Here is a 21,765-nt window from a genome sequence, read left to right as displayed (position 1 = left end):
CGATCTCAGATCCAAGATCTGAAGGTGAGAAATAACTCCGCCCTGAAGGCCCAGGCGTTGCAGTCGTCCGGTACTCGTTCATCGGCGGGGTAAGCAGATGCGATGAGCGTCCGACGCTGTCAGGCTGCGTACCATGGACCGCGAAATGATCTCTCGGCTGTCACACGCTGATCACCCCATCAACAGCCCTCTTGACGATGAGTCGGTGCGCCGACTGCTCCATCGAACCGTGGACCGGGGCGATGAACGCGTGCTCGACCTCGGCTGCGGTGAGGCGGCTTGGCTCCTACGGACTTTGGCCACTCATCCGGATGTGACCGCCGAGGGCGTCGACAACTCAGCCCAGGCCCTGGCCAAGGCCCGAAAGGAGGCGGCCGATCTGGGAGTCGAACAACGACTCGTACTTCACCACCAGGACGCCACGGAGTTCGCGTCTCGCCAGCCCTTCGATGCAGTGCTCAGCGTCGGTGCCACCCATGCCTTCGGCGGTCTCCTGCCCACCCTCGATGCTGCCCACAGGCACCTCGTCCCCGGTGGCCGCGTCCTGGTCGGCGATGCCTATTGGGAGTGCGAGCCCACCGCCGCCGCCCGCGAGATGCTGGGCGAGTACGAGGACCTGGCAACCACCATGGACCGCGTCGTCGCCCACGGCTGGACCCCTGTCTTCGGGCACATCAGCACACGTCAGGAACTCGACGACTTCGAGTGGTGCTATACCGGATCCCTGGCGACGTGGGCGCTGGACCACCCCGAGGACCCCGACAGCGCCGAGGTTCTCGCCGTTGCCTCCACCCACCGCTCTCAATGGCTGCACAGCTATCGCGACAGCTTCGGCTTCGTCACCCTTGTACTTCGCCGAACCTCCGAGTGACCACTGCGGGTGGCAAGCCAGGGGCCCTCGTCAGGCGCGTCCCGGTGGATCGCGGCGTACAACTCGACCTTGGAGACGGGTGCTTACGCCCACTCGATCCCAGTAGCGCCCCCGATACTCCCACCACCCCGCCAGTGGAGTCACACTTCTCACCAATAGAGACAACCCCGCGACTTCACCGCGAACCCACGGGCCCACTCCCTGGAATCCGGGCACCCGACCATCGGGTTCACGCTGAGAACCCTTCAGTTTTCGCGAACTCGCGGGGGTCGAGGGGGATCGCCGAGGTAAGCCCAAAAGGGGCCATGGGATGATCTTGGTTACTGGTCGAGATTGCTGACGCGGTTCGCGTACTCGCGACGGGCCTTGCGCTGTGCCGGGATCGCTGCGGCGTTGCCGAGCGGCTGGCAGCGGTCGAGGAGTTGGCGGTGTACCGCCAGGATGGCGCTGACGCGGAGGGTGTAGCCCTGGCCGCGTCGTACGGTCACGCCCTGGTCGAGCGCGGCCCGCTCGGCGGGCTCCAGTTCGGTGGTGCGGAGGAAGTCGGCAACCTTGCCGGGCATGTCGAGGAGGACCGGCAGCTCCTGGGCCGGGGCGTCCTGGTCGACGGCGGTGTGCTCGGGCAGGAGGTCGGCGACTGCGGTACGGGTGGCCCCGCGGCTGACCTTGTGGTCGCGGGCGAGAGCGGCGGTGGAGCGGCCCTGCAGGTACGCGGTGCGCACGTCGTCGGCCTTGATGGCCGGGATGGCCGGGCGGCGTCCGCCCTTGTTGTCCTTGGCCTCGGCGGCCCGCAGACCGTCGTAGGTCAGTTCGCGCTGGAGGTCGCGCTGGAGTTCGCCGGCGGCGGCGAGGGTCTGCACCATGAACTTCACGGTGGACAGCAGTTCTCCAGTGCGCGGGTGGCGTGCGGTGAGGTCCATCGCGGAGAACGCGCCGTCGTGGATGCGCAAGGCGAGGCGGTCGCGGTGGAGGACGTCGAGCACGTCGAGGATGTGCTGCGTGCCCCGTACGAGGCGGAACATCTCGGAGATGTGCACGGTGTCGCCCGGCCGCGCGTACACGAGCAGCTCGCCGAACTTGGGTCGTTCCAGCGGGTGGAGGCGGCTGGAGGTGCCGGCCTCCTCCTCGAAAACGACCGGGTCCTCGGCCAGCCACCAGAGCTCGGAGCCCGTCCAAGTAAGTGTCCTCGCCGGTAAGCGGTGCCCAGCGGTCCGCGACCTGCGCCAACCGGGGCAGGTCGCCCGGGTCGAGATTGCCGAATACTTGCTCCCGGTAGGTCGCACGGTCATCGTCTGCGCGCCGCCGAGCCGCTGTCGCCCGGATCACGATCTCTCCAGCGGTGTAGTACCAGATCGCACGGTAACCGTGCACGGCCCGCTCGGGGGACAATCCGCATTCGACCAGGCCGTCGACTATCTGCTCGACGAACCACAGCGCGGATGCTGACATCAGGTCATCGGCGGTCAGCACCTCCACGATCCAGGGACAGGCGGCGAGCGCCTCGTGGATCACGGAGGCGGCAACGACGACCCGCTCGCGAGGGTGGGCGGGCAGTGCGGGTCGACGCAGTGCCCGCGCGGCATAGTCGTCCAGCAGCAGGACGAGCAGTTCTTCCTTGTTGCGGACGTGGTGGTAGAGCGCCATCGGCGTGCTGCCGATCTCCGTGGCCAGCCGCCGCAGGCGACCGGGGGTGGCGCTGGCGGCCGCGGCGGTCGCCCAGTTCGTCTTCGCCCTGGACATGTCGGTGGTCAACGTTGCACTGCCCGCAATCCGCACCGCGTTGGGATTCGCGCCACTCGATCTGTCGTGGATCGTGCACGTCTACGCGCTCACCTTCGGTGGACTCCTGCTACTGGGGGGCCGCGCCTGCGACCTGCACGGTCACCGCCGGCTGTTCGTGGGGGGCCTGACTGTCTTCGGGCTGTGCTCGCTGGCGGGCGGACTGGCCGAGGTGCCCTGGCAACTGATCGCTGCCCGTGCCGGCCAGGGGCTGGGTGCTGCCGCGGCCGCCCCAGCCGCACTGGGGATGCTCACGACTACCTTCCCTGAGGGCCCTCGGCGTGTCCGGGCGCTCGGGGTGTGGAGCGCGGTGAACGCCGCAGGGGGAGCACTGGGGGTACTGGCAGATGGTCTGCTGACCGAGTACGCGGGTTGGCGCTGGGTGATGCTGGTCAACCTGCCCATCGTCGCGGCGGCTCTCGCGCTGGTTCTGGCAGGCGTGCCGGTCGGAGCGCGACCCGACCGGCGCGAGAGGCTGGACGTACTCGGCGCGGTCCTGGCGACCGGCGGAGTCGGGCTGCTGGTGTTCGGTGTCGTCCGCACCGACGCCCGAGGATGGGCATCCCCGGACACCGTGGCGACCCTCGCCGCGGCGGCCGCGCTCCTGGCCGCCTTTGCCTTCGCCGAATCCAGGGCCTCCGCGCCGCTACTGCGCCTCGGCCTGCTGCGCAGTCGCTGGGTGGCCGGCGCCAACCTGCTGGTTTTCTTGGCCGCGGCCGGGCAGTTCGCGGCGTTCTACTTCGTGTCTCTGTACATGCAGCACGTCATGGGCATGGGTGCCGCAGCGACCGGCACCGCGTTCCTGCCCTTCTCCGCGAGCCTGGTCGCGGGCACCATCATGGCAACCCGCGTCACCGCGGCACGCACCCCCCGAGCGGCCCTGGTGCCCGGCGCCCTGCTGGCCGCCGTGGGCCTGGCCTGGTTCGCCTTCATCAGCCCCAGCGGCGGCTTCCTCACCGACGTGCTCGGCCCCTGCATCATCACCGGCGTCGGTGTCGGACTGGTCCTGGCCCCAGTCGCCGCTGCCGCGACAACCGGCGTCGCCTCCCGCGAGGCAGGCATGGCCTCCGGCCTTTTCAACAGCTCCCGTCAACTCGGCGGCTGCGTTGGCCTGGCCGTCCTGGCCACCATCGCCGCACTCCGCACCGGCCCGGCCACTGACCCCGCCGCGCTCAACGGCGGCTACGCCCTGAGTCTTGCCGTCACCGCCTGCCTCTTCGTACTCGCGGCAGTCGTGGCGATCGGGGTGTTGCCCCGCTGCGGGGCCGCCATACCTGACCCGCAATCCGCCACCCCCACGAAGAACCGACTGGAAGGAACGCCGTCATGACGACACCCCTCATCGACCTCTTCGCCTCCGCGCTGCAGTTCCGCCCCGACGGCGATGTCCAAGCCGCCGAACGGCAGATGACGAGCAGCGACTCCAACGCCTGGCAGATCGCGACTTTCCACGTGGAGACCGATGCCGACGTCCACGCCGACCACTGGCAGATGCACACGGAGGCCGAAGAGGCGGTGTGCTGCCTGAGCGGCGGCGTCCGCCTCTACTTCCGTCCCACCACACCTGGCGGGGCCGAGGACATGGTGCAGCTGCAGGCAGGCACCGCCGTGATCGTCCCCCGTGGCCGCTGGCACCGCCTGGAGCTGGACGCCCCCAGCGACCTGATGTCGATCACCCTTCGCCACGGCACCCGCCTCGAAAGGCGCACTGACACTCGCTAAGCGGAATGTGGCCCGGCAGTCGCGCTGCCGGGCCACCACACAACCTCACCCAGTACGCGCTCAGCGCCGGGGTGTCACACTCCCGTCATGCCAGCGGTCTCGCACAACTCGTCGTACTCCTGGAGGGTTGTCCCAAGCGCGTTGTGCAGTTCGCGTGCCGTAGTGGCGTGCAGGTAGTGCGAACGGGCGACGATGAGCCGGGCGGCCGTCGGCAGCGGCATGACGTTCTTGGAGACCTCGTTGAGGGCGTGCAGGCTGCACGCCCTCGCGAGCGCCGCATCCTGGCCCTCGTCCTGCGCAAGGCCGATGGCATCAACGCTGGTCCGGCGTCCGTACTGTTCAAGGGGCATGGCTGGGTCCTTCGGTGCTCAGGCGGCCGTACCGAAGCCGGAGGCGGCCGGTTCCTGTTCGCGGAGCTGGGTGAAGTCGACGTCGAGCTTGGGGTCGTACGCCTCGGGTTCGACGCCGAGTTCGTGGGTGCTGTACTCGCCGAACCGCTTGATGTGCTCGGTCAGGTACGGCGAGACGTGGGCCAGGTCCTCCGGGTCGATCTCCCATCCCTCCTCCAGGAGCTGGCGGACGATCTCGGCGATGTCCAGGGCGTTGTGGAAGATCACCGCGTTCGTCAACAAAGCATTGAAATTCATCGCCTTCTCCTGCTCGACGGGGTCGTTGTCAGCGATGACGCCGCGGTTGGCGAAGCCGACCCACTGGGAGAACCGGTTGAACGACTCGACCTTGATCGTCGCCGCTGTCACCCGCCGGCGAAGCGGCGCGTCCGTCAGGTACCGAAGCAGTTGCACGGTACGGGCCACACGGCCCACCTCGCGGAACCTGCGCGATCAGCCGCTTGTGCGTCTGACTCCTGCGGAGAGGGACCGAAGGGACTGGTATCCGGGATTGTGGAGCGGTCCCCGCATGGTCACCTCCGGTGCCGATGGGATCGCAGGGTTCGCTGTGGGCGCCGGATGGGCGCCTGTCCAGGGGTCACTCCGCCCGGACGGTCTACAGGCCCAGGTCGAGGGCCAGGCACGAGTAGTACTTCCACGAGTTCTCGTCGCTGTAGGAGGCATTGCCCCCGCTGTTCGGCGCGGCCTCTGTCTCTTCGGTCATGTCCTCGAAGCGGATCCGCTCGGGGAGCTTGCCGAAGCGTGCGTGCCGTGCCGCCGTGTCGGCATCCGTGGTGAGTTTCTTGTTCATGACCATGCTCCACTTTTCGTTGATCGTGGATCGTGTCCTGCCTGTCGCCTTGGGCGACTGTCATCAGCGTGCACGCTCATCCGTCACCTGTCAAGCAGGTGACGAAAGTCGAGCCGATGGGAGTCCCCGAAGGCACCTGCAGGGGTGCGCCTGCACACGTACATGCCGGCGCCGGTCCGCGGGTCGGCGCCGGGCACATGTTTCCGTTCTGAGGTCACCCCATTGCATCGGCTTCGAGGATCGGGGCGGCGAACGCGTCGGGTCGCTCCTGGGGAGGGTTGTGACTGTCGCCCGCAACGATGTGGTGCCTCCCGGGACCCGAGAAGTGAGCGGCGTGGCCGCTCCCGTCAGTCCATGGGGTGTCTCCGTCGGCCTGTCCGTCCAGCGTGACCGCGCACGTCTTGCAGGCTCGCCTCACACGCGAGCCGCCGGTTCTCTCGTCGGCCGCGCCCCGGACACCGAGTGGGGGCGCGACGAGGCGGGGCGGGTGGTATCGCGGGTGTGCACATACCTGCGCTCGAACAGGTGACGCGCGGGAGGAGGGCCGTGAGCAAATGCGTTGCAGGGTGGCCTCAACAGTTGCTAGCCTCCTCGACGTGTTGATCGAAGTGGACAGAGCCTAGCCTGAGCCCACCGCCCAACGGTCCGGGTCCAGGCTTCACCCTCGTGTGACCCCTTGCCAGGACTCCGGCACGGCGGGCGCGCTCACGTCGCCCATGCCCCAGCGGCTCTGACCTTCCCCGGCCCGTCTCCGCCGATCACTCACCGCTGCGACAGAAAACCCTGTCTGCCCAGAACACCTGCATGTTCTCAGTGTGTGTGCAGTTCTTCGGACTGTGCCGTTCCTTTTCGGTCAGAGCGATGTCATACGGAAACGGAACCATCGCCCATGATGAACAAGAAGTCCCGGTCACGGACACGCCACCGCCGAGCCCACTGGAAAGCGGCTCTGCCTCTCCTGGCGAAATGCGCCAATGCGGACTGCGGTCTGCCGACCCCGCCCCACGCCGCCTGCCAGCACTGCGGAACATACCGGGGCCGTCAGGTACTGCCCCCGGCCGCCTGACGTCACCAGCCTGACGTCAGTGGCCGGGAATTGATGCCGGGGCACCCGTCGTGCCCCGGCGCAGATCCGGTCTGCCACGGCTTCGACGAAGGCCGGACCCGGCGACCCATGTCCGCCGGGTCCGGCCGCCCGCTCCCGGTGCGGCGGGCCTGCCTCCTGACGCTCCTCGGCGTCGTCTGCACGGCAGTGGTTCCCACCCGGACGACCCGGGCGGGGTCCGTCTCCTTCGTCGTGCTGTCGATGATCTCGTCCAGCTCCCGCAGCGTCGCCTCGTCGGCGTGGGCCGCGTCGCCCCAGGTCTTGACGGCGACCATCAGCAGCCTCGGGGGAGTGGGCTGCAAGCGGGCCACGACCGCGTAGAAGGGCGCCCGCAGTTCCTCGCGGCGTGATCAGGACCGCTGGAGCCAGGGCCGTGCCGGGTGCGTAGCCGGTCAGATCAGTCCGCGGGCGGCTGCCCGGACGCCCGCCTGGAAGCGTGTGTCGGCGCCCAACTTGGCCAGGACGGCGGCGACGCGCCGGGTGGCGGTGCGGGTGCTGCACCCGAGCTGGCGGGCGATGGCCTGGTCCTTCAGCCCGGCGTTGAGCATGCCGATCAGGACGACATCGTCCGCGTCGAGACCGTCGTCTCCGGGCGCCAGTCCGGTGAGCGGCTCGGCGCGGGCCCAGTAGGCCTCGTACAGCTCCATCAGGGCGTCGAGGACACCGGAGCGATGGACGACGACGAGGTCGTCGTAGGCCGGTCCGGACAGCGGGATCAGAGCGATCCGTTGGTCGATGATATGGAGTTTGAACGGCAGGGACGGCAACATCCTCGATCGCTTGCCCAGTTCGGCGCGCCGGAGCAGTGTCGCGAACCGCCCGGGCCGTTCCATGGACTGCGGGCAGTAGATCGACCGCACGTCTATGCCCCGCCCGAGCCACTTCGTGGTGATGCCCAGCTCGTCCTCGTCGCTGTGGTGCCGGCCGTACGGGCGGTCCACGTATGGAGGTCGGTCCAGGGCCCAGACGTGGCTGGTCACACCGGAGCCGATCTCGTCGATCCGTTCCAGGATCAGCTCACGGTCCGACAGGACCTCCACCAGATTGTCCGGATCGGAGCGCAGTCGGCCCGCCCGGTGGCGCTCGGCGATCCGGTCGATCTCCGTGCGGGCCGAGGCCAGCGCGGTCTCCGCCTCCCACTGCCGTCTGGCCAGCAGGGGCAGCAGTGCGGACTCCGGGTCCGTCGCCCGGTAGTGGCCTCGGCCGGTGACATACAGGAGCCCGAGGTCTTTCAGACGGGTCAGGCACTGCAGGACGTGGTGCTCCGACGTCCTCAGGGAGGCGGCTATGTCCGCGACGGTCACCCGACCGTGGTCCACACAGCACCGATAGACCTGCTCATCGGACTCGGCTATGCCCAGGGCCGTGAACACGTATGCGCACCTCCGTCTATCGGCACATGACATCTGTGGCGCGGTTGGCCATCCGTCCAAACCTGCCAGCAGAGTATCTGGACACCTGTCTGAGGTATAGCGTTCACTGTGCACGCTGCGACGACACCCTGTTGCCGTGTGACGTGTGCGGCATCGGCCGTCGTCACACTTCCCGCTCCCGCACGCGGTCGGGGAGGGTGAACGAACCGGGTGATCGGCTGAGGGAGGCGTGCGCTGGTGAGACGGGCCAACACCGATGCCGGTCGACTCCCAGCACTTTCCCTGCCGCGGTTCGTCGGGCGGGACCGGGAGGTTGCCGTGCTCGGCGAGGCGCTCGGGCAAGCGCCTGCCGTGGTCCTGGTCGACGGTGCGGCGGGCATCGGCAAGACCCGGCTGTTGCGGGAGTTCCTGGTGCCCTCGGGCGAGCGTGGCCGTCGTGTCCTGGTCGGCACCTGCCCGGAGCTGCGCGTGCCGTACACGCTCGGCGCGGTCGTGGACGCGGTGCGCGACGGCGTCGGCAGCGTCTCCGGGCTGGGGCTGAGCGGACTGTGCGGCGCGCTGCGGCCGCTGTTTCCCGAGTGGGCGGCCGACCTGCCGCCGGCGCCGGAGCCGCTCGAAGACGCGACTGCCGCCCGGCACCGACTGTTCCACGCGTTCGTCGAGGTGCTCAACCGACTCGACGTGGCGGTGCTGGCACTTGAGGACGTGCACTGGGCGGACGAGGCGACTCTGGAGTTCCTGCTGTTCCTGGTCTCGCGCCGACCCCAACCGGTGAGCGTGGTGGTGACGTACCGGCGGGAGGAAGTGCCCTCCGATTCACTGCTGTTGAGGCTGACCTCACGGCTGCCTGCCGACGCACACCTGGTCAGGCTGGCACTGAAGCCGCTGGGGATCGGCGAAACCGCCGCGATCGTCTCCTCGATGTTGGCCGACGAGCCTTTGTCGACCGAGTTCGCGGCCTTCCTGCACGCACGAACGGAAGGCATACCGCTGGCGGTCGAGGAGTTGGTGCGGTTGATGCATGACCGGGCCGACCTGATCCGTCAGGGCGGCGGTTGGGCGCGCCGCCGGCTGGACCGCATTGAGGTGCCGCCCACGATCCGCGACGCCATGCTGGAACGCGTGGGGCGGCTACCGTCCGAAGTCCAGGTTGTCCTGTACGCCGTGTCGGTGCTCTCCGCTCCGGCCGACTACGTGACCTTGAGAGCGGTGGCCGGTCTGTCCGAGGACCGGTTCGCGGAGCCGGCGGCCGATGCGCTGGGGTGCGGTCTGCTGCGTGAGGACGTACGTGGGCATTGGTCGTTCCACCACGCCCTGGCGCGTCAAGCCGTGTACGAGGCCATTCCGGCCCAGGAACGGCGTGCCCTGCATGTGCGCGCCGGCCGGGCGTTGGAGAATTCGCCGCTGCCGCCGGTGGCGCAGCTGGCCCGGCATTTCCGGCTGGCCGGCGACGTCGAGGCAGCGTGCCGGTACACCGAGCAGGCGGCCGACCTCTCCATGCAGACCGGTGACGTGGCTACCGCGGCGCTGCTGCTGCACAACCTGGTCACCACCGTCGCTCTGCCGGTGGAGCCGCTGGTGCGGCTGGCGATGAAGATCCAGTTTCAGGCGCTGCCGGGCTCCGACCCGTACACGACGATCATTGAATCGTTGCAGTCGGCCCTCCGGACCAACGCTCTGACGCCGCAACAGCAGGCACCGGTCCGATTCCAGATCGGTCGGGTGCTCATGGTGGCGGGTGTCATCGAGGCGGGTCGGCACGAGATATTGAGAGCGGTGCCCGACCTCGCGCCGGACTCGCTGGAGGCGGCACGAGCCCGAACCCTCCTCGCCCTGCCCCTCGGGAACGCGCAGCCCGTGTCGGAGCATCTGCGATGGCTGGGCGAGGCACCCGCGGTGGCGCCGTCGATTCCTCCCCACGAGCGGCTGCGTCTGGTGCAGGAACGCGCCTTCGCGCTGCTGCTGCTCGGTGAGGTGGCCGGGTGGACGGAGGCCCGGCGGATCCCGGACGACACCGCCGATCCGCGGGAGGCGGCGACGCTCGCGATAGGTCACAGGAATGTCGGCGATGCGGCGATGCGGTGGGGACGGAGCGATGAGGCCGGCGCACGACTGGCCAAGGCCCAGGCACTCGCCGAGCGCCACGAGCTCCGGGACTACCTTGGCCCCATCGCCTCGAGCCGGGCCCACCTCGACTGGTTCACCGGCGCCTGGGCGGGACTTGCCGAGAGAGCGGCCCGGCTGATCGATGACGAGGACGGGGTGCCGCTGAAGGACCGGTGCGAGGCGGTCCTCGTGGCGGGCTTGCTCCAAGCTGCCGCCGGAGACCGGGCGGAGGCCGCGGAGCGTCTGCGTTTCGCCGCGCAGGACGATCAGCAACGCATCGAGGCCGCAGCCGCGCTGGCCCAACTGTGTCTGCGTGACGGCAACATCGACGAGGCACTCCGCCTCACGGAGGAACCGGTCGAGATCAGCGTCGGCACGGGAATCTGGTCCCGGGCCGTCGAGGTCGCGCCGGTACGCGTCGCGGCCCTGGTGGCCGCCGGCCGGCTCGGCCACGCCGCCGACCTGGTGACTGCGTTCGAACGGGCGTTGGGCGGCAAGGACGCTCCGGCGCCGCAGGCATCCTTGGTGCTGTGCCGCGCCATGCTGGCCGAAGCCGACGGCCGACTCGCCGACGCCGCAGGTTTGTTCGCCCGGGCGGCCGACGCATGGCAGGCGCTGCCGCGCCCGTACGACGCCCTGCTCGCTCGGGAGCGCCACGCCCGTTGCCTGCTCGCCGCCGACCGGCACGAGGCCGGCCTGCTGATCCTGTCCGATGTCTCGCGGGCGTTGGCGGACCTCGGCGCCCACAACGACGCCGCCGGGTGGCACAGACCCTGAACGAGCGAGGGCGGGACACCCGGGTGGCGCGGGGCCGGGGCCGCCCCGGCTACGGCAACCAGCTCTCCCCACGCGTGCTGGAGGTGGTTCGTCTGCTGGTCGGCGGCCGGACGAACCGTCAGATCGCTGAGGGGCTCGGGGTGTCGACGCAGACCGTGGCCAGCCAGTTGAAGTCAGCCATGCGCAAACTGTGTGTGACGTCGCGTACCGTACTCGCGCTCAAGGTCGTGGAGTTGGGTCTCGTCGGTGAGCAGGGGCAACTGCCCACGGGCGACGAGTAAATTCCACCGTCCTCGCCCGGACGCGAAGAAAAACGCGTGACCGCGCGACGGCTTTAAATCCCGCATCTGACCAATCGAGCCGCAACCGGGTTCGGTTGCACACTCGTCGCCATGGTGCCCGCAGAACCGTCTGCACCCCAGTCGGCAGGTGACCCAGCCGTGCCGGCACGCCGGGCGAACGGCGAACCCTTACCGGCTGGACCGTCGGTCGAGCCGGCAGACGCCCCCATCACCCGGAGCGAGGGCGATGCCGACGACGTCGACGAGTACGGACCCCTCTAGTGCTGCGACCGGAAAGGTTCACCGGCTCGCGACGCCCGGCACGGCACCTCGCTGCGTTGTCGCATCCCCCGAGTACGTCCGGTACGAGGGCGATCCTCCGCCTTGCGATGCACCGCACCGGACGCCGCGAGCTTCCCGGCAAACCTTTCCGGTCGCAGCACTAGCAAGGCGGCGCGTGGCCGGACCGCGCTTGCCCGGGCGACGACCTTGTGCTCTTACGCCGTCTGCCCTCCCCAGCCGTTCCTCGTGAATCCAACAGGAGATCGATAGATGAAGCGAAGTCCGACAACCCAGCGTCTCAGAACGCGCCTGGCCGCGGTGACCGTCGGTCTGGCCGTCTTCGGGGCGATCATGTCGCCCACGGCGGTACACGCCACCGATTCGGCCCGGCAGGCGTCGCACCCGGACGCCGTGCAGAAGAAGGTGTCACCGACCGCCGATGACGACCTGCGCAAGATCGTCTCCGCGGCCGGCGGGACCGTACCGGTCACGCTGATCACCGGTGACAAGGTGGACGTCGGCGTTGACGCCGACGGCCGACCGGTCGTCCGTAACGTCGAGAGCGCGGCGCGGTCCGAGAGCACCCCCGTCGTCTTCCAGACCATTACCCACCTGGGCACCGTGCACTTCGTGCCCAACGACGCACTCGGACTGCTGGACGAGGGACTGCTCGACTGGGGGCTCTTCGACCTGACCGAGCTGGTGGAACTCACCGCGGCCGGCAAGACCCACGCGGCCGGCAGGACCGGCGAGGTGCCGGTGCTCGTCACCTACACCGACAAGAATGCCGCGGCCAAGGCTCCGAAGCCGGCCGGTGTGACCGGCGGCAAGGCGCTGCCGAGCGTCAACGGTCGCTCGATGAAGATCGACGGCGGCAGCCGGTGGTGGCAGCAGGTAAAGGGCAAGACGGACACCCGCTCGAGCGTCGCCCGGTCCGCCGGGTCGCTGTCCGGGGTCAAGAAGGTGTGGCTCAACGGGATGGCCAAGGTCACCCTCGACACGTCCGTGCCGCAGATCGGCGCGCCTGTCGCCTGGGACCGCGGGTACGACGGCACCGGCGTGTCCGTGGCGGTGCTGGACACCGGCATCGACCCCAACCACCCGGACGTGGCGAAGAGCATCGTCGAGCAGGTCGACTTCACCGGCAACCCCGACGGCCCCGAGGACGGGCACGGGCACGGCACCCACGTGGCGTCCACGGTCCTAGGCACCGGCGCCGCGTCCGACAGCCGGTACAAGGGTGTCGCCCCCGGGGCCAAGCTGCGGGTCGGCAAGGTCTGCGACGACAGCGGACACTGCCCTGAGGACGCGATCATCGCGGGCATGGAGTGGGCCGCCCACTCCGGGGCCAAGGTTGTCAACTTGAGCCTCGGCGATGTCCCCACCGACGGGACCGACCCGCTGAGCCAGTCGCTCAACGAGCTCAGCCGCAGCACCGGATCCCTGTTCGTGGTGGCCGCGGGCAACAGCGGCCCGACGAGCGGAACGGTCCTCAACCCGGGCTCCGCCGACGAGGCACTGACCGTGGCGGCGGTGGACAAGCAGGACAAGATGGCCAGTTTCTCCAGCCGCGGACCGCGGATCGGGGACGGCGCCGCCAAGCCGGACATCGCGGCTCCGGGTGTCGACATCGTCGCGGCACGTGCCGCCGGGACAACGATGGGCACGCCGGTGAACGAGCACTACGTCTCGTCCAACGGGACCTCGATGGCCACACCGCATGTGACCGGTGCCGCGGCCATCGTCGCTGAGCAGCATCCGGACCTGACCGGCCGGCAGATCAAGTCGTTGCTGATGAGCACGGCCACCAACCTGGGCTTCGCCGCGGCCGCGCAGGGTGTCGGGCGGGTGAACATCGCCGCCGCGATCGATCCGCGGATCACCACGGCGGGAAACCTGGGCTTCGGCCGCCTGGCGTACCCGCACACACCGCTGACGAAAAAGGTGACCTACATCAACCACACCGACGAGGAGACCACGCTGCACCTCACGGCGTCGCTCTCCTCCGCCGGGAAGCCCGCCGTGGCCGGCCTGATCAACCTCAGCACGGATGAGGTGGTCGTGCCTGCGGGCGGATCGACCGAGGTGTCGGTGACACTCGACGGCCGGGGGGCCGACACCGACGGGGCCTTCGGCAACTACACGGGCACGCTGAGCGCCAGGGACTCCTCGGGAGCCCTGTGGGCGGCCACACCGGTCACTACCTTCGTTGAGCCGCCCAAACTTCCCCTGACCGTGAAGGTCGTACCCCCGCCGGGTGCCACCGACATCCATTACGGCTACGCCACTTTCATACCGGTGGACAACGATGAGATCCCCGGCCTCAACAGGGTTCCCTCGAGTGTCATCGGCCGGGACACGGTCACCACGTCGCTCTTCACCGGAACCTACGCGGCCACTCTCCCCGTCAAGTGGCGGGACGCGTCGGGGGAGTGGCAGCAAGCCACACCGATGGCGCCGGAGGTGAGTCTCACCAAGGCGACCACGGTCACCCTGGACCTGCGCGACCTCAAGCGGGTGAACGTGCAGTTCCCGGAGACCACCGAGGTCTACGCCATGGTCGACCTCACGACCCGGTACTCGGCGGACCATGCATGGGTGATCTCGGCCTCCATGGTGACCGGGTACGACGGCACGACCAATTGGTGGACGCTGCCGACCGAGAAGGTGCGCACGGGAACCCTCACCGAGGAGATCTCCACCGTGCAGACGACTCCCGTCGTCACCATGAAGGCCACCGGCGGCGGTGCTCCCTTCAGCCTGGCCGCCCGCTACCGGACCCCGGACGTCTCGCTCGTCGGCTCGCAGACATGGCTCAAGGACGGGAAGTCGGTCCGCCGTAATGTCTCGGTCCCGATCGCGCGACTGCCGATCAAGGGAGATGTACCGGTGGTCTACGCGGGCACCGGGACCCCCTCCGAGCTCGCCGACACAGACGCCCGGGGCAAGCTGGTGCTGCTGAGGCCGACCGACATCTGCCAGGACACCTGTGACTTCCCGAAGCTCAGGGACGACCGGGTGGCCGCCGCTGCCGCCGCCGGCGCCGTCGGTGTACTGGTCGCGGCACCGGGTCTCACCTCACTGGGCGGCTCCGCACAAAGCACCGTCTGCACCGACGGGCCGAAGAGCTGCCCCGAGGTCCAGCCGTACGCCGCACTGCCGATCGTGAGGGTGCCCAACGCCGAGGCTGACCGCCTGATCACGCGGATCAAGGCCGACCCCGACGTCAAGATCACTCTCGGTGGCGCAGCCACGCCGAGGGTTTATGCCGCCCATTACTACTCGGACGGTCAGATCGCCTCGAACCCCGAGCGCCGGGTCGGTACGGAGCAACTCGACAGGGTCGACCACCACTTCCACGCGGACCGGCCCGGAGTGGTCACCAACATGGCCTGGACGCAGCTGTCGGATTCCGTGCCGGGCGGGATCAGCATGTACCTGCCCCGTGCGGCCACACAGCAGACCATGACCACCTTCATCAAGCGGCAGGACAACGCCATCAGCCAATTCCTCACCGCCTGGGCCGACCGCGGAGACGACCGTGTCCTGGTCCGGGACCGCAGTGAGAGCCGGGAGATGGTTCTCACCGGGCAGGACGAAGTCCACTGGAACCAGGGACCGCTCGTACCGGGAGCCGCGCCGCAGGTGCGGAGCAAGTCCGGATTGTTGTTCGACTCGGCAACGCCGTGCTCGGGCTGCCGGCAGGGCGACACCTTCTACCCGGCCTTCCAGCTGACCAGCAGCGGCGGAGCCCGTCAGGCGATGGTGGGAATCGTCGACAACGACCTGCTCGCGGAACTCCTCTTCGGCACCTATGCCTGTGGTCCGACGACCCCGCCCAGCCAGCCGACCCTCGACTACACCTGCGACTTCACGTTGCGGAACCAGTCCGGTGACGAAGTCGAACGCCGTCTGACGCCAGTGCAGTTCGACTACTGGGGGCTCCTCACCATCACCGGCAAGCTCGCCGGTTACGACCTGCCGGCGGAATCGGGCCGGTACACGTTCGAGGCCAGGACCAACGGGGTCAGGACCGAATGGACGTACAGCTCCGACAAACCGGCCAAGGATGACGTCCCGCAGCTCCACCCCTGTGTGGGCAAGGTGGTCGGCGACAGTCAGGCGGCCTGCCGTCCGGAGCCGCTGACCTTCCTGCGGTACGACCTCGGTCTGGCCCTGGACAACACCGCCAAGGCCGGGGCCACCCACCAGATCACGATCGCCGGCTACCACCAGGAGGGCCTCACCGCCTCGCCCAAGCTGACCTCCCTGCACGTCGAGGCCAGCTACGACGGGGGCAAGACTTGGCGTCCGGTGTCCACCAAGGAAGCCGCGACGGACACCTTCACAGCGGAGATCAAGAACCCGAGCCGGAAGCAGGCGCCCGAGGGCGTCGGGCTGCGGATCAGCGCGACCGACAGCCAGGGCAACACCGTCAAGCAGACCCTCCCCACGGCGTACAAGCTGCGCTGACGGGTGCCGCTGCAACGGTGAACCGACCGAAAGGTCATGGGCCGGGGCGAGACCGAGCTCTCGCCCCGGCCGTCCACTGTTCCTCGACAACACCTCGACCAGGCTGGTCGGCCCGTGTGCTCGCGACGGACGTCAGGGGCTGGGCTGCCGTGCGGCCTCAGTCCAGTGCTTTCAACGCTCCGGTGACGGCGAATTCCAGGAACGTGCGGTCGACGCGGGCCTGGCCCATCACGCGAAGGCCCTGGATGAACGTGATGAAGAAGCGGGCCAGTTCCACCGGACTGTGCTCGTTGCCCAGTTCTCCCCGGCCCCTGGCGCGGTCCAATGCCCCGGTCAGCACGGACTCCATGGCGATCACGGTCGCGTGAGCCTGCTCCGCCGTGCCGTCGTGGGTCGCACGCTCGGTGGTCGAGTTGACGAGCAGACAGCCGCGCTGCCGGTCCACCGCGTCGGCCGTGACCATCGCGATCAGGATTCCTCGCAACGCCGTACGGATGTCGGAACCGGCCCGGACGTCCCGGTCGAGAGCCGCGACCAGATCGTCGCAGTAGCGTTTCAGGGCCTGGGCGTAGAGGCCGTCCTTCGAACCGAACGCCGCGTACAGGCTGCCGCTGCCGATTCCCAGCAGTTCCGTCAGCTGTGGCACCGGCGTGGAGTGATAGCCCTGTCTCCAGAACAGCCGCATGGCCTGTTCCACTGCCACGCCGGTGTCGAATTCACGAGGGCGTGCCACAGCGGGATCCTTTCGTCGGCGAAGTCCTCGGGCCTGCGGGAAGGCGATGGTCAGGGCCCGAGGCGGGCGGGGCATCCGGTGGGGTGCCCGACGCTCGATCTGCCGGCCCGGGAGTACTGGGGATGTGGGAACGGAACACCGTCCTGACTCTGGCAGGGCGGCTCTCGGCAAGCATGAGTCGATCGACTGTAAACGTGCAGCCGCCGGTTGATTTCGTAGCTTGTGCAGCTTTGTGGGTGAGTTTCAGATTCGGCGAATATTACGTTGAGGATGCTGCCTCCTCTCGACGGCAGTGGCGGGCGCGTCAGGTGGGATGCCCTTCCCACGTGTCGTCGCGGGCCGGCCGGGCCGGATTCGGGACTGCTCACGCAACGTGGGCCAGAACCTGTGCCCCACCAATGGGGTGGCCATCCGTGGCACGATCGGGTTCCACATCGATATGACCAGAGGCATGCTTGGCCGGGTGTTCTGCGGTTAGCCTCAACGACATTGACGGCAACAGTCCGAGGACTCACATGCAGGAGCACCTGAACCCCCCCTCTGGTGCCCGGTAACGCGCCCCGGCGTGCGGCTGCCATAGTCGCGAGCGCGGCCGACATCAGCGGTGCGGAACTGGATTACAGCCCCGAGAGCATCGATCTGGTCGAGGACATAGTCGACGGCTTGCGTGCCGAAGGTGTCACGGGCGAGCACATGGCCGAATCCCTCATCGCGTTCGGTTGTTACATCGGCGAGATACTGACCCGCCACGTCGGAGGAGCCTGGCGGCAGGCCCCGATGGTCTCCCCTACCGCTGTCCCCCTCGTCGTGGAACTGCCCGACGCACGGGGATGCCAGCCGATCGACTGAGTCTTCCACCGGCTTGAGTTCGGAGCCGACGTCAGTATTCGCGACCTTTACGCGGCGGCCGACGCGGGAGACGGACCCCCGGACGAGCAGACACGGACGTGAGGACGTGTGCGGGGATGGCAGGGTGTGTGGGCATGTTCATCGATGCCCCTGTTCCGCGGCGAACGGTCCCCTCCGACCCAGGGAGCGCTCATTTTTGTCTGCACTCATCCCAATGGAGAGGCGCCGACAGAACCAGGCATGGCTCTGTTCACGTGAAGTAGCAGCGAATGGCCAGCGGTTGGCGATCAGCTCGCTTCGGCAGATCGCCACCCTGGCTTTATTCACCGGTTGTGAAGTCAGTTGTCCTCGTCCTGGTCCTCGTCGGTGGAGGGAGGTGGCTCGGGTGTGGGGGAGGTGGCTGGGGCCGTGCTCGGCTCCGGGGAGGAATGTGGCGGCGCCGGGGCGGGGCTTGTCGTACGGGTCGCCGGGTCGGTCTGGGGGATTTCCGCCGAGCTCCGCTCTGGTGAGAACAAGGTCATGCCGAGCAGCATCGCGGCCAGGAAGGCCAGGGCGGCGGCGAGGGTACCCAGCAGCCTGGGCCGACGGCCGACGAGGCGGCGGACCTCGCCGGCCCGCTGCCGGCGGTCCCGGCGGCCGCGCCCGCCCGCGGGTACGGTGGCGGATGGGAGTACGTATGTGGTCGCGGGGCCGGGTTCGGTGAGTGGAGGGTTCTCGACGAAGGAGGCGACCGTAGTCGGGAGGGAGGAGGGCAGTGGCTCGGGGTGGCCCTGCCAGGCGCCGGCAGCGAACCAGTCGGCCATCTGCTGGGCGGTGGGCCGGTCCTCGTGCTGCTTGGTGAGGAGGCCGAGCAGGTAGTTCTCGAAGGCGGGCGGGAGCACGATGCCAAGCTCACGGGGAGGTACGGGCGTGGCGTCAAGGTGCTGGCGGAGGATGGCGATAGCGGTGTCGGCCTGGAAGGGCGGGCGTCCGGTGAGGAGTTGGTAGAGAACGCAGCCCAGCGAGTACATGTCGGAGGCGGGAACTGCGGGCTTGCCCAGGGCGCGTTCGGGGGCGAGGTAGAGGCTGGTGCCGATGATCTGCCCGGTGGCGGTGAGGGCGGCGGCCGGGTCGTCCAGGAAACGGGCGATGCCGAAGTCGCCGATCTTGAGGGTGCCGTCAGCGTCCAGGAGCAGGTTCGCGGGCTTGATGTCGCGGTGCACGATGCCCTGTTGATGGGCGGCGGCGAGTCCGGCCGCGGCCTGGGCGGCGATGCGGGCGACGCGCTCGGCGGGCAAGGGCGCGGTGGTGGACAGCAGACCGGCGAGGCTGTCGCCGTCGACCAGCTCCATCACCAGGAACAGGCGGCCCTCCTGCTCGCCGAAGTCCAGCACGCTGACGACGTGGGGGTGGTTGAGTCGGCCGGCGGTCTGCGCTTCCAGGCGGAAGCGGGAGGCGGCCGTGGGGTCGGATTCCTGGGCGAGCAGGAGCTTGAGGGCCACCGGTCTGCCGAGGGTTTCGTCGCTTCCCCGCCAGACCTCCCCCATCGCACCCCGCCCGATCGGGTCGTGCAGCCGGTACCGGCCCGCTATCAACATCTGTGTTTCATCCTCATGCCGTGAGACGACCGCCGCAGGCCAGGGCAACACCCGCGCGGGAGCGGGTGAGGGGGAAGCTGCAGCGGCCCACAGCATATCGGCCTTCTGACAGACGGCATCGGCACGCCAGTTGGCCTAAGGGCTGTCCCATCATCCCTGGTGGATCAGCGCGCGGCGTCAGATGCGGTGTATCGCAAGGCGGAGGACGTCCTCATACTGGGTGTATTCGGGCGCCCCAACAACGCAGCGAGGTGCCGCAGCTGTCGTCGTTCGCCCGCCAGGGATTACGGGACAGCCTTTAGGGTGGCTCCGACTCAGAGGAGCTGTGTCCCTCGGAGAGGCGTCTGATGAAGGCCAGACCATGAAGGCCGGACCGGACGAGCAGCAGCGGCCTCGTCCTACCGGGCGGTGCGGGAGGCCGCACGGGGGTGCCGCAGCTGGCGGCGGGCCACACCAACGGCGTTGCAGGCGCAGACAAGCCCACCTCCTGATCCCACCCCCGCACCAGGACGCGCACTCCATCAGGTGGGCAGCCCGTGGCGTCGATGGAGCACTGCTCCTCATCCTCGTCCACCGCGACGGCTTCGACGACTACGGCAAGTTGACCGCATGTTCACCTTCCAGGACCTGCGCATGCTCCTGTCCTTCGCCGGCGCTGTTGTGATCACCGCGTGCACATTCGCTCTGCTGCGGGTCTGCCGCACCCCGGGGCGCATCCACGCCGGGGTGATCCCTGGCGCAGTGCTGTTCGGTACTGGCTGGGCGCTCTCAGGTGGGTACCCGGACATCCCGATTGTCCAGGTCGCCTGCGGACACCTGCCCGTCCTGGTCACCATCGTCGACGTCACCCTCGGCATCCGGCTGTGCCGCCCGGCCCACGCCCGGTACCTCCACCTCGACCGCGGCTCCTGCGGGCTGTAACCAGGGCGCCCACCGACACGCCTGCCGAGGAAGCGGCCCCCCGGTCGGAGCCGCTGCGGCTGGTCAGCCGAAGTGGCGCGGGTCGCCGCCGTGGGTGGACTCGGCGCGGATACGCCCGCCCATCCCGTCCTCACACAAGGAATCCTCGCAGGAGGATCACACATGCCGCACACAGCGTTTCGAAAGCCTTGTTAGCGTTGCTGGCTGCTCCATTACATGTGCGAACATGACCAGGCCGTGGCTCAGGCGGGCCGACGGCGTGCCGAACCAGGAAGACTGGAAGACTGCGGATGGATTACTGCTCCTCATGCTGTCGCCATCTCAATGGCGCCCTGGTGTGCCCCGGGTGCGGCGCCTACGCCCCGGACATCGCCCCGCCCGTCGAGGGCGGCTGCAGCCAGTCGGCCCCGGCGATGGCGAGCACCGCACCGGCCACAACGGCTTACCGGGACACCGCGACTGCCGACACGTTGCATGACATGCTCCTCGACGGCGAGGCGGAGTCCAGCGATTCGACGAGCGTAGCCTCGCACGTTGCCGCCGGTGTCGAGGACCTGCCGCCCGTGCGGCAGGGGCGTGCGGCACGCCGGCGCCAGTTGGTCCGCTGGAAGAAGAACAAGCGCCGGGCGGCGGTCGCCAGCGCTGTCGCACTCGTTGGAGGCGGCCTGACCATTGCCATGATGGAGCGAACCTCCACCGACCGGGTCGAGGCAGCCGTGGCGCCGGACGCCCCGAGCATCGGCGCCGTGGAGGAGCCGATGCCCGAGCAGAATCGTTCGGCTTCCGTGCCAGCGACCGATCAGCGCACTCACCGGTCGTCACACGCCTCTTCCCAGCCGCAGCCGCCGGCGAGGACCAACGCCCCGCGAGAGCAGGCCCTCGCGGTCTCGCCCCGCACGATGCCACCGATCGACCGGCCGGGGGCCGCCGCGCCTGGCCGCCCGGCCGCGACGCCGACCCCGCAGCCGCACAGCACCGCCCCCTCCGCCGGAGACACGGCTCCCGACCGAGCCGGAGACACGGCTCCCGACCGCTCCGATACAACGGCGCAACAGCCGTCGACGCCCGCGCCCACCAACGGCACGGACGCGGGTCCGTCCCAGACCCGCCCCGCACGGGTACTGACGTCGCCGACGGACGTCTGCCTACTCGGACTGTGCCTCAGCTGACCAGGCCTGCACCCGGTCGAACGATTTTCGAAGTTCGCGGGCCGGGCGTCAGTCTGTGGGCAATAGTCCCAGCCGACGGGTAGGAGAGGAGGCAAAGCCCATGAGTCCCCGCGACGAATTCCAAGTCTTCCTGCGCCGCACCGGCCGGTGGTGGGCCATCGACATTCCCCGCCTCGACCTCCAGACCCAGTGCCGCACACTTGAAGGTGCGGAGGGCCTGGCGCGCGGCCTCGCCGCCGAAGCCGTAGGGGCCCCGCGAACCTGATCGTCCTGAAGATGGTGGTGCCCGAACTCGAGCCCGTGCTCGGTCCGGTAGCCGAAGCGCGGCACCGTCGGGCGGCCGGCCACTGGCATGTTTGCGTGGAACGGTGGTGCGGAATGGCCACCGACAATTGTGCAGTCAGCGTGACGGGCTGTACCCTCCGCGACGTTGCTCGGCCTCGCCGCCGCTTAGGGTGTGCAGATCTTTAACTCGTCTTTTTGGCCTTGGTTTGGGTGGGGTCGGAAGCGAGGAACCTCGCGACGTCGGCAGGTGTACGGAGGCGGG

At 68.9% G+C, this 21,765-nt stretch carries 19 protein-coding genes and 1 pseudogene; 11 read left to right on the top strand and 9 right to left on the bottom strand.

Annotated elements, in window-relative coordinates; all coding sequences use genetic code 11:
- The first annotated feature begins 133 nt into the window (after window positions 1-133).
- Window positions 134-871, top strand: a complete 738-nt coding sequence (locus tag ACNPQM_RS33840; RefSeq protein ID WP_418086967.1) for an SAM-dependent methyltransferase — start codon at window positions 134-136, stop codon at window positions 869-871.
- A gap of 320 nt (window positions 872-1,191) precedes the next feature.
- Here ACNPQM_RS33840 and ACNPQM_RS33835 read toward each other — a convergent pair whose 3' ends face one another.
- Together ACNPQM_RS33835 and ACNPQM_RS33830 are read right to left on the bottom strand one after the other, a co-directional pair.
- Window positions 1,192-1,962: a recombinase family protein gene (locus tag ACNPQM_RS33835; protein ID WP_418086988.1), complete on the bottom strand. Its 771-nt coding sequence runs from the start codon at window positions 1,960-1,962 to the stop codon at window positions 1,192-1,194.
- 55 nt (window positions 1,963-2,017) lie between these two features.
- Window positions 2,018-2,611 (bottom strand): annotated as a pseudogene (locus ACNPQM_RS33830) (TetR/AcrR family transcriptional regulator C-terminal domain-containing protein); the annotation flags it as partial.
- Here ACNPQM_RS33830 and ACNPQM_RS33825 point away from each other — a divergent pair.
- A complete protein-coding gene (locus ACNPQM_RS33825; protein WP_418086987.1) occupies window positions 2,562-3,980 on the top strand; it encodes an MFS transporter in 1,419 nt (472 codons plus the stop codon). The pseudogene ACNPQM_RS33830 and the gene ACNPQM_RS33825 overlap by 50 nt on opposite strands.
- Window positions 3,977-4,372, top strand: coding sequence for a cupin domain-containing protein (locus ACNPQM_RS33820; protein WP_418086966.1), 396 nt, complete (start codon window positions 3,977-3,979; stop codon window positions 4,370-4,372). Before ACNPQM_RS33825 ends, ACNPQM_RS33820 begins: the two co-directional genes overlap by 4 nt.
- 74 nt (window positions 4,373-4,446) lie before the next feature.
- Here the strand turns inward: ACNPQM_RS33820 and ACNPQM_RS33815 are convergent, their stop codons facing one another.
- From ACNPQM_RS33815 to ACNPQM_RS33805, 3 genes are all read right to left on the bottom strand, one after another.
- Window positions 4,447-4,722, bottom strand: coding sequence for a hypothetical protein (locus tag ACNPQM_RS33815; protein ID WP_418086965.1), 276 nt, complete (start codon window positions 4,720-4,722; stop codon window positions 4,447-4,449).
- Window positions 4,723-4,740: 18 nt separating this feature from the next.
- On the bottom strand, window positions 4,741-5,196 hold the full coding sequence (locus tag ACNPQM_RS33810; RefSeq protein ID WP_418086964.1) for a Tn3 family transposase: 456 nt from the start codon (window positions 5,194-5,196) through the stop codon (window positions 4,741-4,743).
- Window positions 5,197-5,377: 181 nt separating this feature from the next.
- A complete protein-coding gene (locus ACNPQM_RS33805; RefSeq protein WP_418086963.1) occupies window positions 5,378-5,572 on the bottom strand; it encodes a hypothetical protein in 195 nt (64 codons plus the stop codon).
- Window positions 5,573-6,461: 889 nt separating this feature from the next.
- Between ACNPQM_RS33805 and rpmF the strand changes: the two genes are divergently transcribed.
- Window positions 6,462-6,638 (top strand): 50S ribosomal protein L32, encoded by a 177-nt coding sequence (rpmF, locus tag ACNPQM_RS33800; protein ID WP_345512138.1) that lies wholly within the window; start codon window positions 6,462-6,464, stop codon window positions 6,636-6,638.
- Between the two features lie 2 nt (window positions 6,639-6,640).
- Here rpmF and ACNPQM_RS33795 read toward each other — a convergent pair whose 3' ends face one another.
- Window positions 6,641-6,979, bottom strand: coding sequence for a hypothetical protein (locus ACNPQM_RS33795; RefSeq protein ID WP_418086962.1), 339 nt, complete (start codon window positions 6,977-6,979; stop codon window positions 6,641-6,643).
- 90 nt (window positions 6,980-7,069) lie between these two features.
- Entirely contained in the window at window positions 7,070-8,050 is a 981-nt protein-coding gene (locus ACNPQM_RS33790) for a transcriptional regulator (RefSeq protein WP_418086961.1), read from the bottom strand.
- A gap of 237 nt (window positions 8,051-8,287) precedes the next feature.
- On the opposite strand from ACNPQM_RS33790, the gene ACNPQM_RS33785 reads away from it, so the two are divergent.
- From ACNPQM_RS33785 to ACNPQM_RS33775, 3 genes are all read left to right on the top strand, one after another.
- A complete protein-coding gene (locus ACNPQM_RS33785; protein WP_418086960.1) occupies window positions 8,288-10,933 on the top strand; it encodes an ATP-binding protein in 2,646 nt (881 codons plus the stop codon).
- Window positions 10,918-11,214 (top strand): response regulator transcription factor, encoded by a 297-nt coding sequence (locus ACNPQM_RS33780; RefSeq protein WP_418086959.1) that lies wholly within the window; start codon window positions 10,918-10,920, stop codon window positions 11,212-11,214. The genes ACNPQM_RS33785 and ACNPQM_RS33780 overlap by 16 nt, the downstream gene beginning before the upstream one ends.
- Window positions 11,215-11,766: 552 nt before the next feature.
- A complete protein-coding gene (locus ACNPQM_RS33775) occupies window positions 11,767-15,969 on the top strand; it encodes a S8 family peptidase (protein ID WP_418086958.1) in 4,203 nt (1,400 codons plus the stop codon).
- A 157-nt stretch (window positions 15,970-16,126) separates the two neighbouring features.
- On the opposite strand, the gene ACNPQM_RS33770 is transcribed toward ACNPQM_RS33775, so the two are convergent.
- Window positions 16,127-16,702 (bottom strand): TetR/AcrR family transcriptional regulator, encoded by a 576-nt coding sequence (locus ACNPQM_RS33770; protein WP_418086957.1) that lies wholly within the window; start codon window positions 16,700-16,702, stop codon window positions 16,127-16,129.
- A 543-nt stretch (window positions 16,703-17,245) separates the two neighbouring features.
- On the opposite strand from ACNPQM_RS33770, the gene ACNPQM_RS33765 reads away from it, so the two are divergent.
- Complete coding sequence (locus tag ACNPQM_RS33765) at window positions 17,246-17,551, top strand: hypothetical protein (RefSeq protein WP_418086956.1); 306 nt, start codon at window positions 17,246-17,248, stop codon at window positions 17,549-17,551.
- Window positions 17,552-17,889: 338 nt separating this feature from the next.
- On the opposite strand, the gene ACNPQM_RS33760 is transcribed toward ACNPQM_RS33765, so the two are convergent.
- Window positions 17,890-19,128 (bottom strand): serine/threonine-protein kinase, encoded by a 1,239-nt coding sequence (locus tag ACNPQM_RS33760; RefSeq protein WP_418086955.1) that lies wholly within the window; start codon window positions 19,126-19,128, stop codon window positions 17,890-17,892.
- A 609-nt stretch (window positions 19,129-19,737) separates the two neighbouring features.
- Here ACNPQM_RS33760 and ACNPQM_RS33755 point away from each other — a divergent pair.
- The 3 genes from ACNPQM_RS33755 (at window position 19,738) to ACNPQM_RS33745 (ending at window position 21,483) form a co-directional block, all read left to right on the top strand.
- On the top strand, window positions 19,738-20,049 hold the full coding sequence (locus tag ACNPQM_RS33755) for a hypothetical protein (RefSeq protein ID WP_418086954.1): 312 nt from the start codon (window positions 19,738-19,740) through the stop codon (window positions 20,047-20,049).
- Window positions 20,050-20,384: 335 nt separating this feature from the next.
- The gene (locus ACNPQM_RS33750; RefSeq protein ID WP_418086953.1) at window positions 20,385-21,218 is read left to right on the top strand and encodes an SCO2400 family protein; all 834 of its coding nucleotides are present in this window, start codon (window positions 20,385-20,387) and stop codon (window positions 21,216-21,218) included.
- A 100-nt stretch (window positions 21,219-21,318) separates the two neighbouring features.
- The gene (locus ACNPQM_RS33745; RefSeq protein ID WP_418086952.1) at window positions 21,319-21,483 is read left to right on the top strand and encodes a hypothetical protein; all 165 of its coding nucleotides are present in this window, start codon (window positions 21,319-21,321) and stop codon (window positions 21,481-21,483) included.
- The last annotated feature ends 282 nt before the right edge of the window (window positions 21,484-21,765 follow it).

It is taken from the genome of Streptomyces sp. NPDC056231 (assembly GCF_048270745.1).
Lineage (GTDB): Bacteria > Actinomycetota > Actinomycetes > Streptomycetales > Streptomycetaceae > Streptomyces.
This window is presented reverse-complemented; position numbering and strand designations above follow the sequence as displayed.

Bases quoted from the DNA above. Each gene is read 5' to 3' on its own strand.
- ACNPQM_RS33840 (WP_418086967.1), top strand. From the start codon at position 134: ATGGACCGCGAAATGATCTCTCGGCTGTCACACGCTGATCACCCCATC.
- ACNPQM_RS33820 (WP_418086966.1), top strand. From the start codon at position 3,977: ATGACGACACCCCTCATCGACCTCTTCGCCTCCGCGCTGCAGTTCCGC.
- ACNPQM_RS33815 (WP_418086965.1), bottom strand. From the start codon at position 4,722: ATGCCCCTTGAACAGTACGGACGCCGGACCAGCGTTGATGCCATCGGC.
- ACNPQM_RS33805 (WP_418086963.1), bottom strand. From the start codon at position 5,572: ATGAACAAGAAACTCACCACGGATGCCGACACGGCGGCACGGCACGCA.
- rpmF (WP_345512138.1), top strand. From the start codon at position 6,462: ATGATGAACAAGAAGTCCCGGTCACGGACACGCCACCGCCGAGCCCAC.
- ACNPQM_RS33775 (WP_418086958.1), top strand. From the start codon at position 11,767: ATGAAGCGAAGTCCGACAACCCAGCGTCTCAGAACGCGCCTGGCCGCG.
- ACNPQM_RS33760 (WP_418086955.1), bottom strand. From the start codon at position 19,128: ATGTTGATAGCGGGCCGGTACCGGCTGCACGACCCGATCGGGCGGGGT.
- ACNPQM_RS33755 (WP_418086954.1), top strand. From the start codon at position 19,738: ATGTTCACCTTCCAGGACCTGCGCATGCTCCTGTCCTTCGCCGGCGCT.
- ACNPQM_RS33745 (WP_418086952.1), top strand. From the start codon at position 21,319: ATGAGTCCCCGCGACGAATTCCAAGTCTTCCTGCGCCGCACCGGCCGG.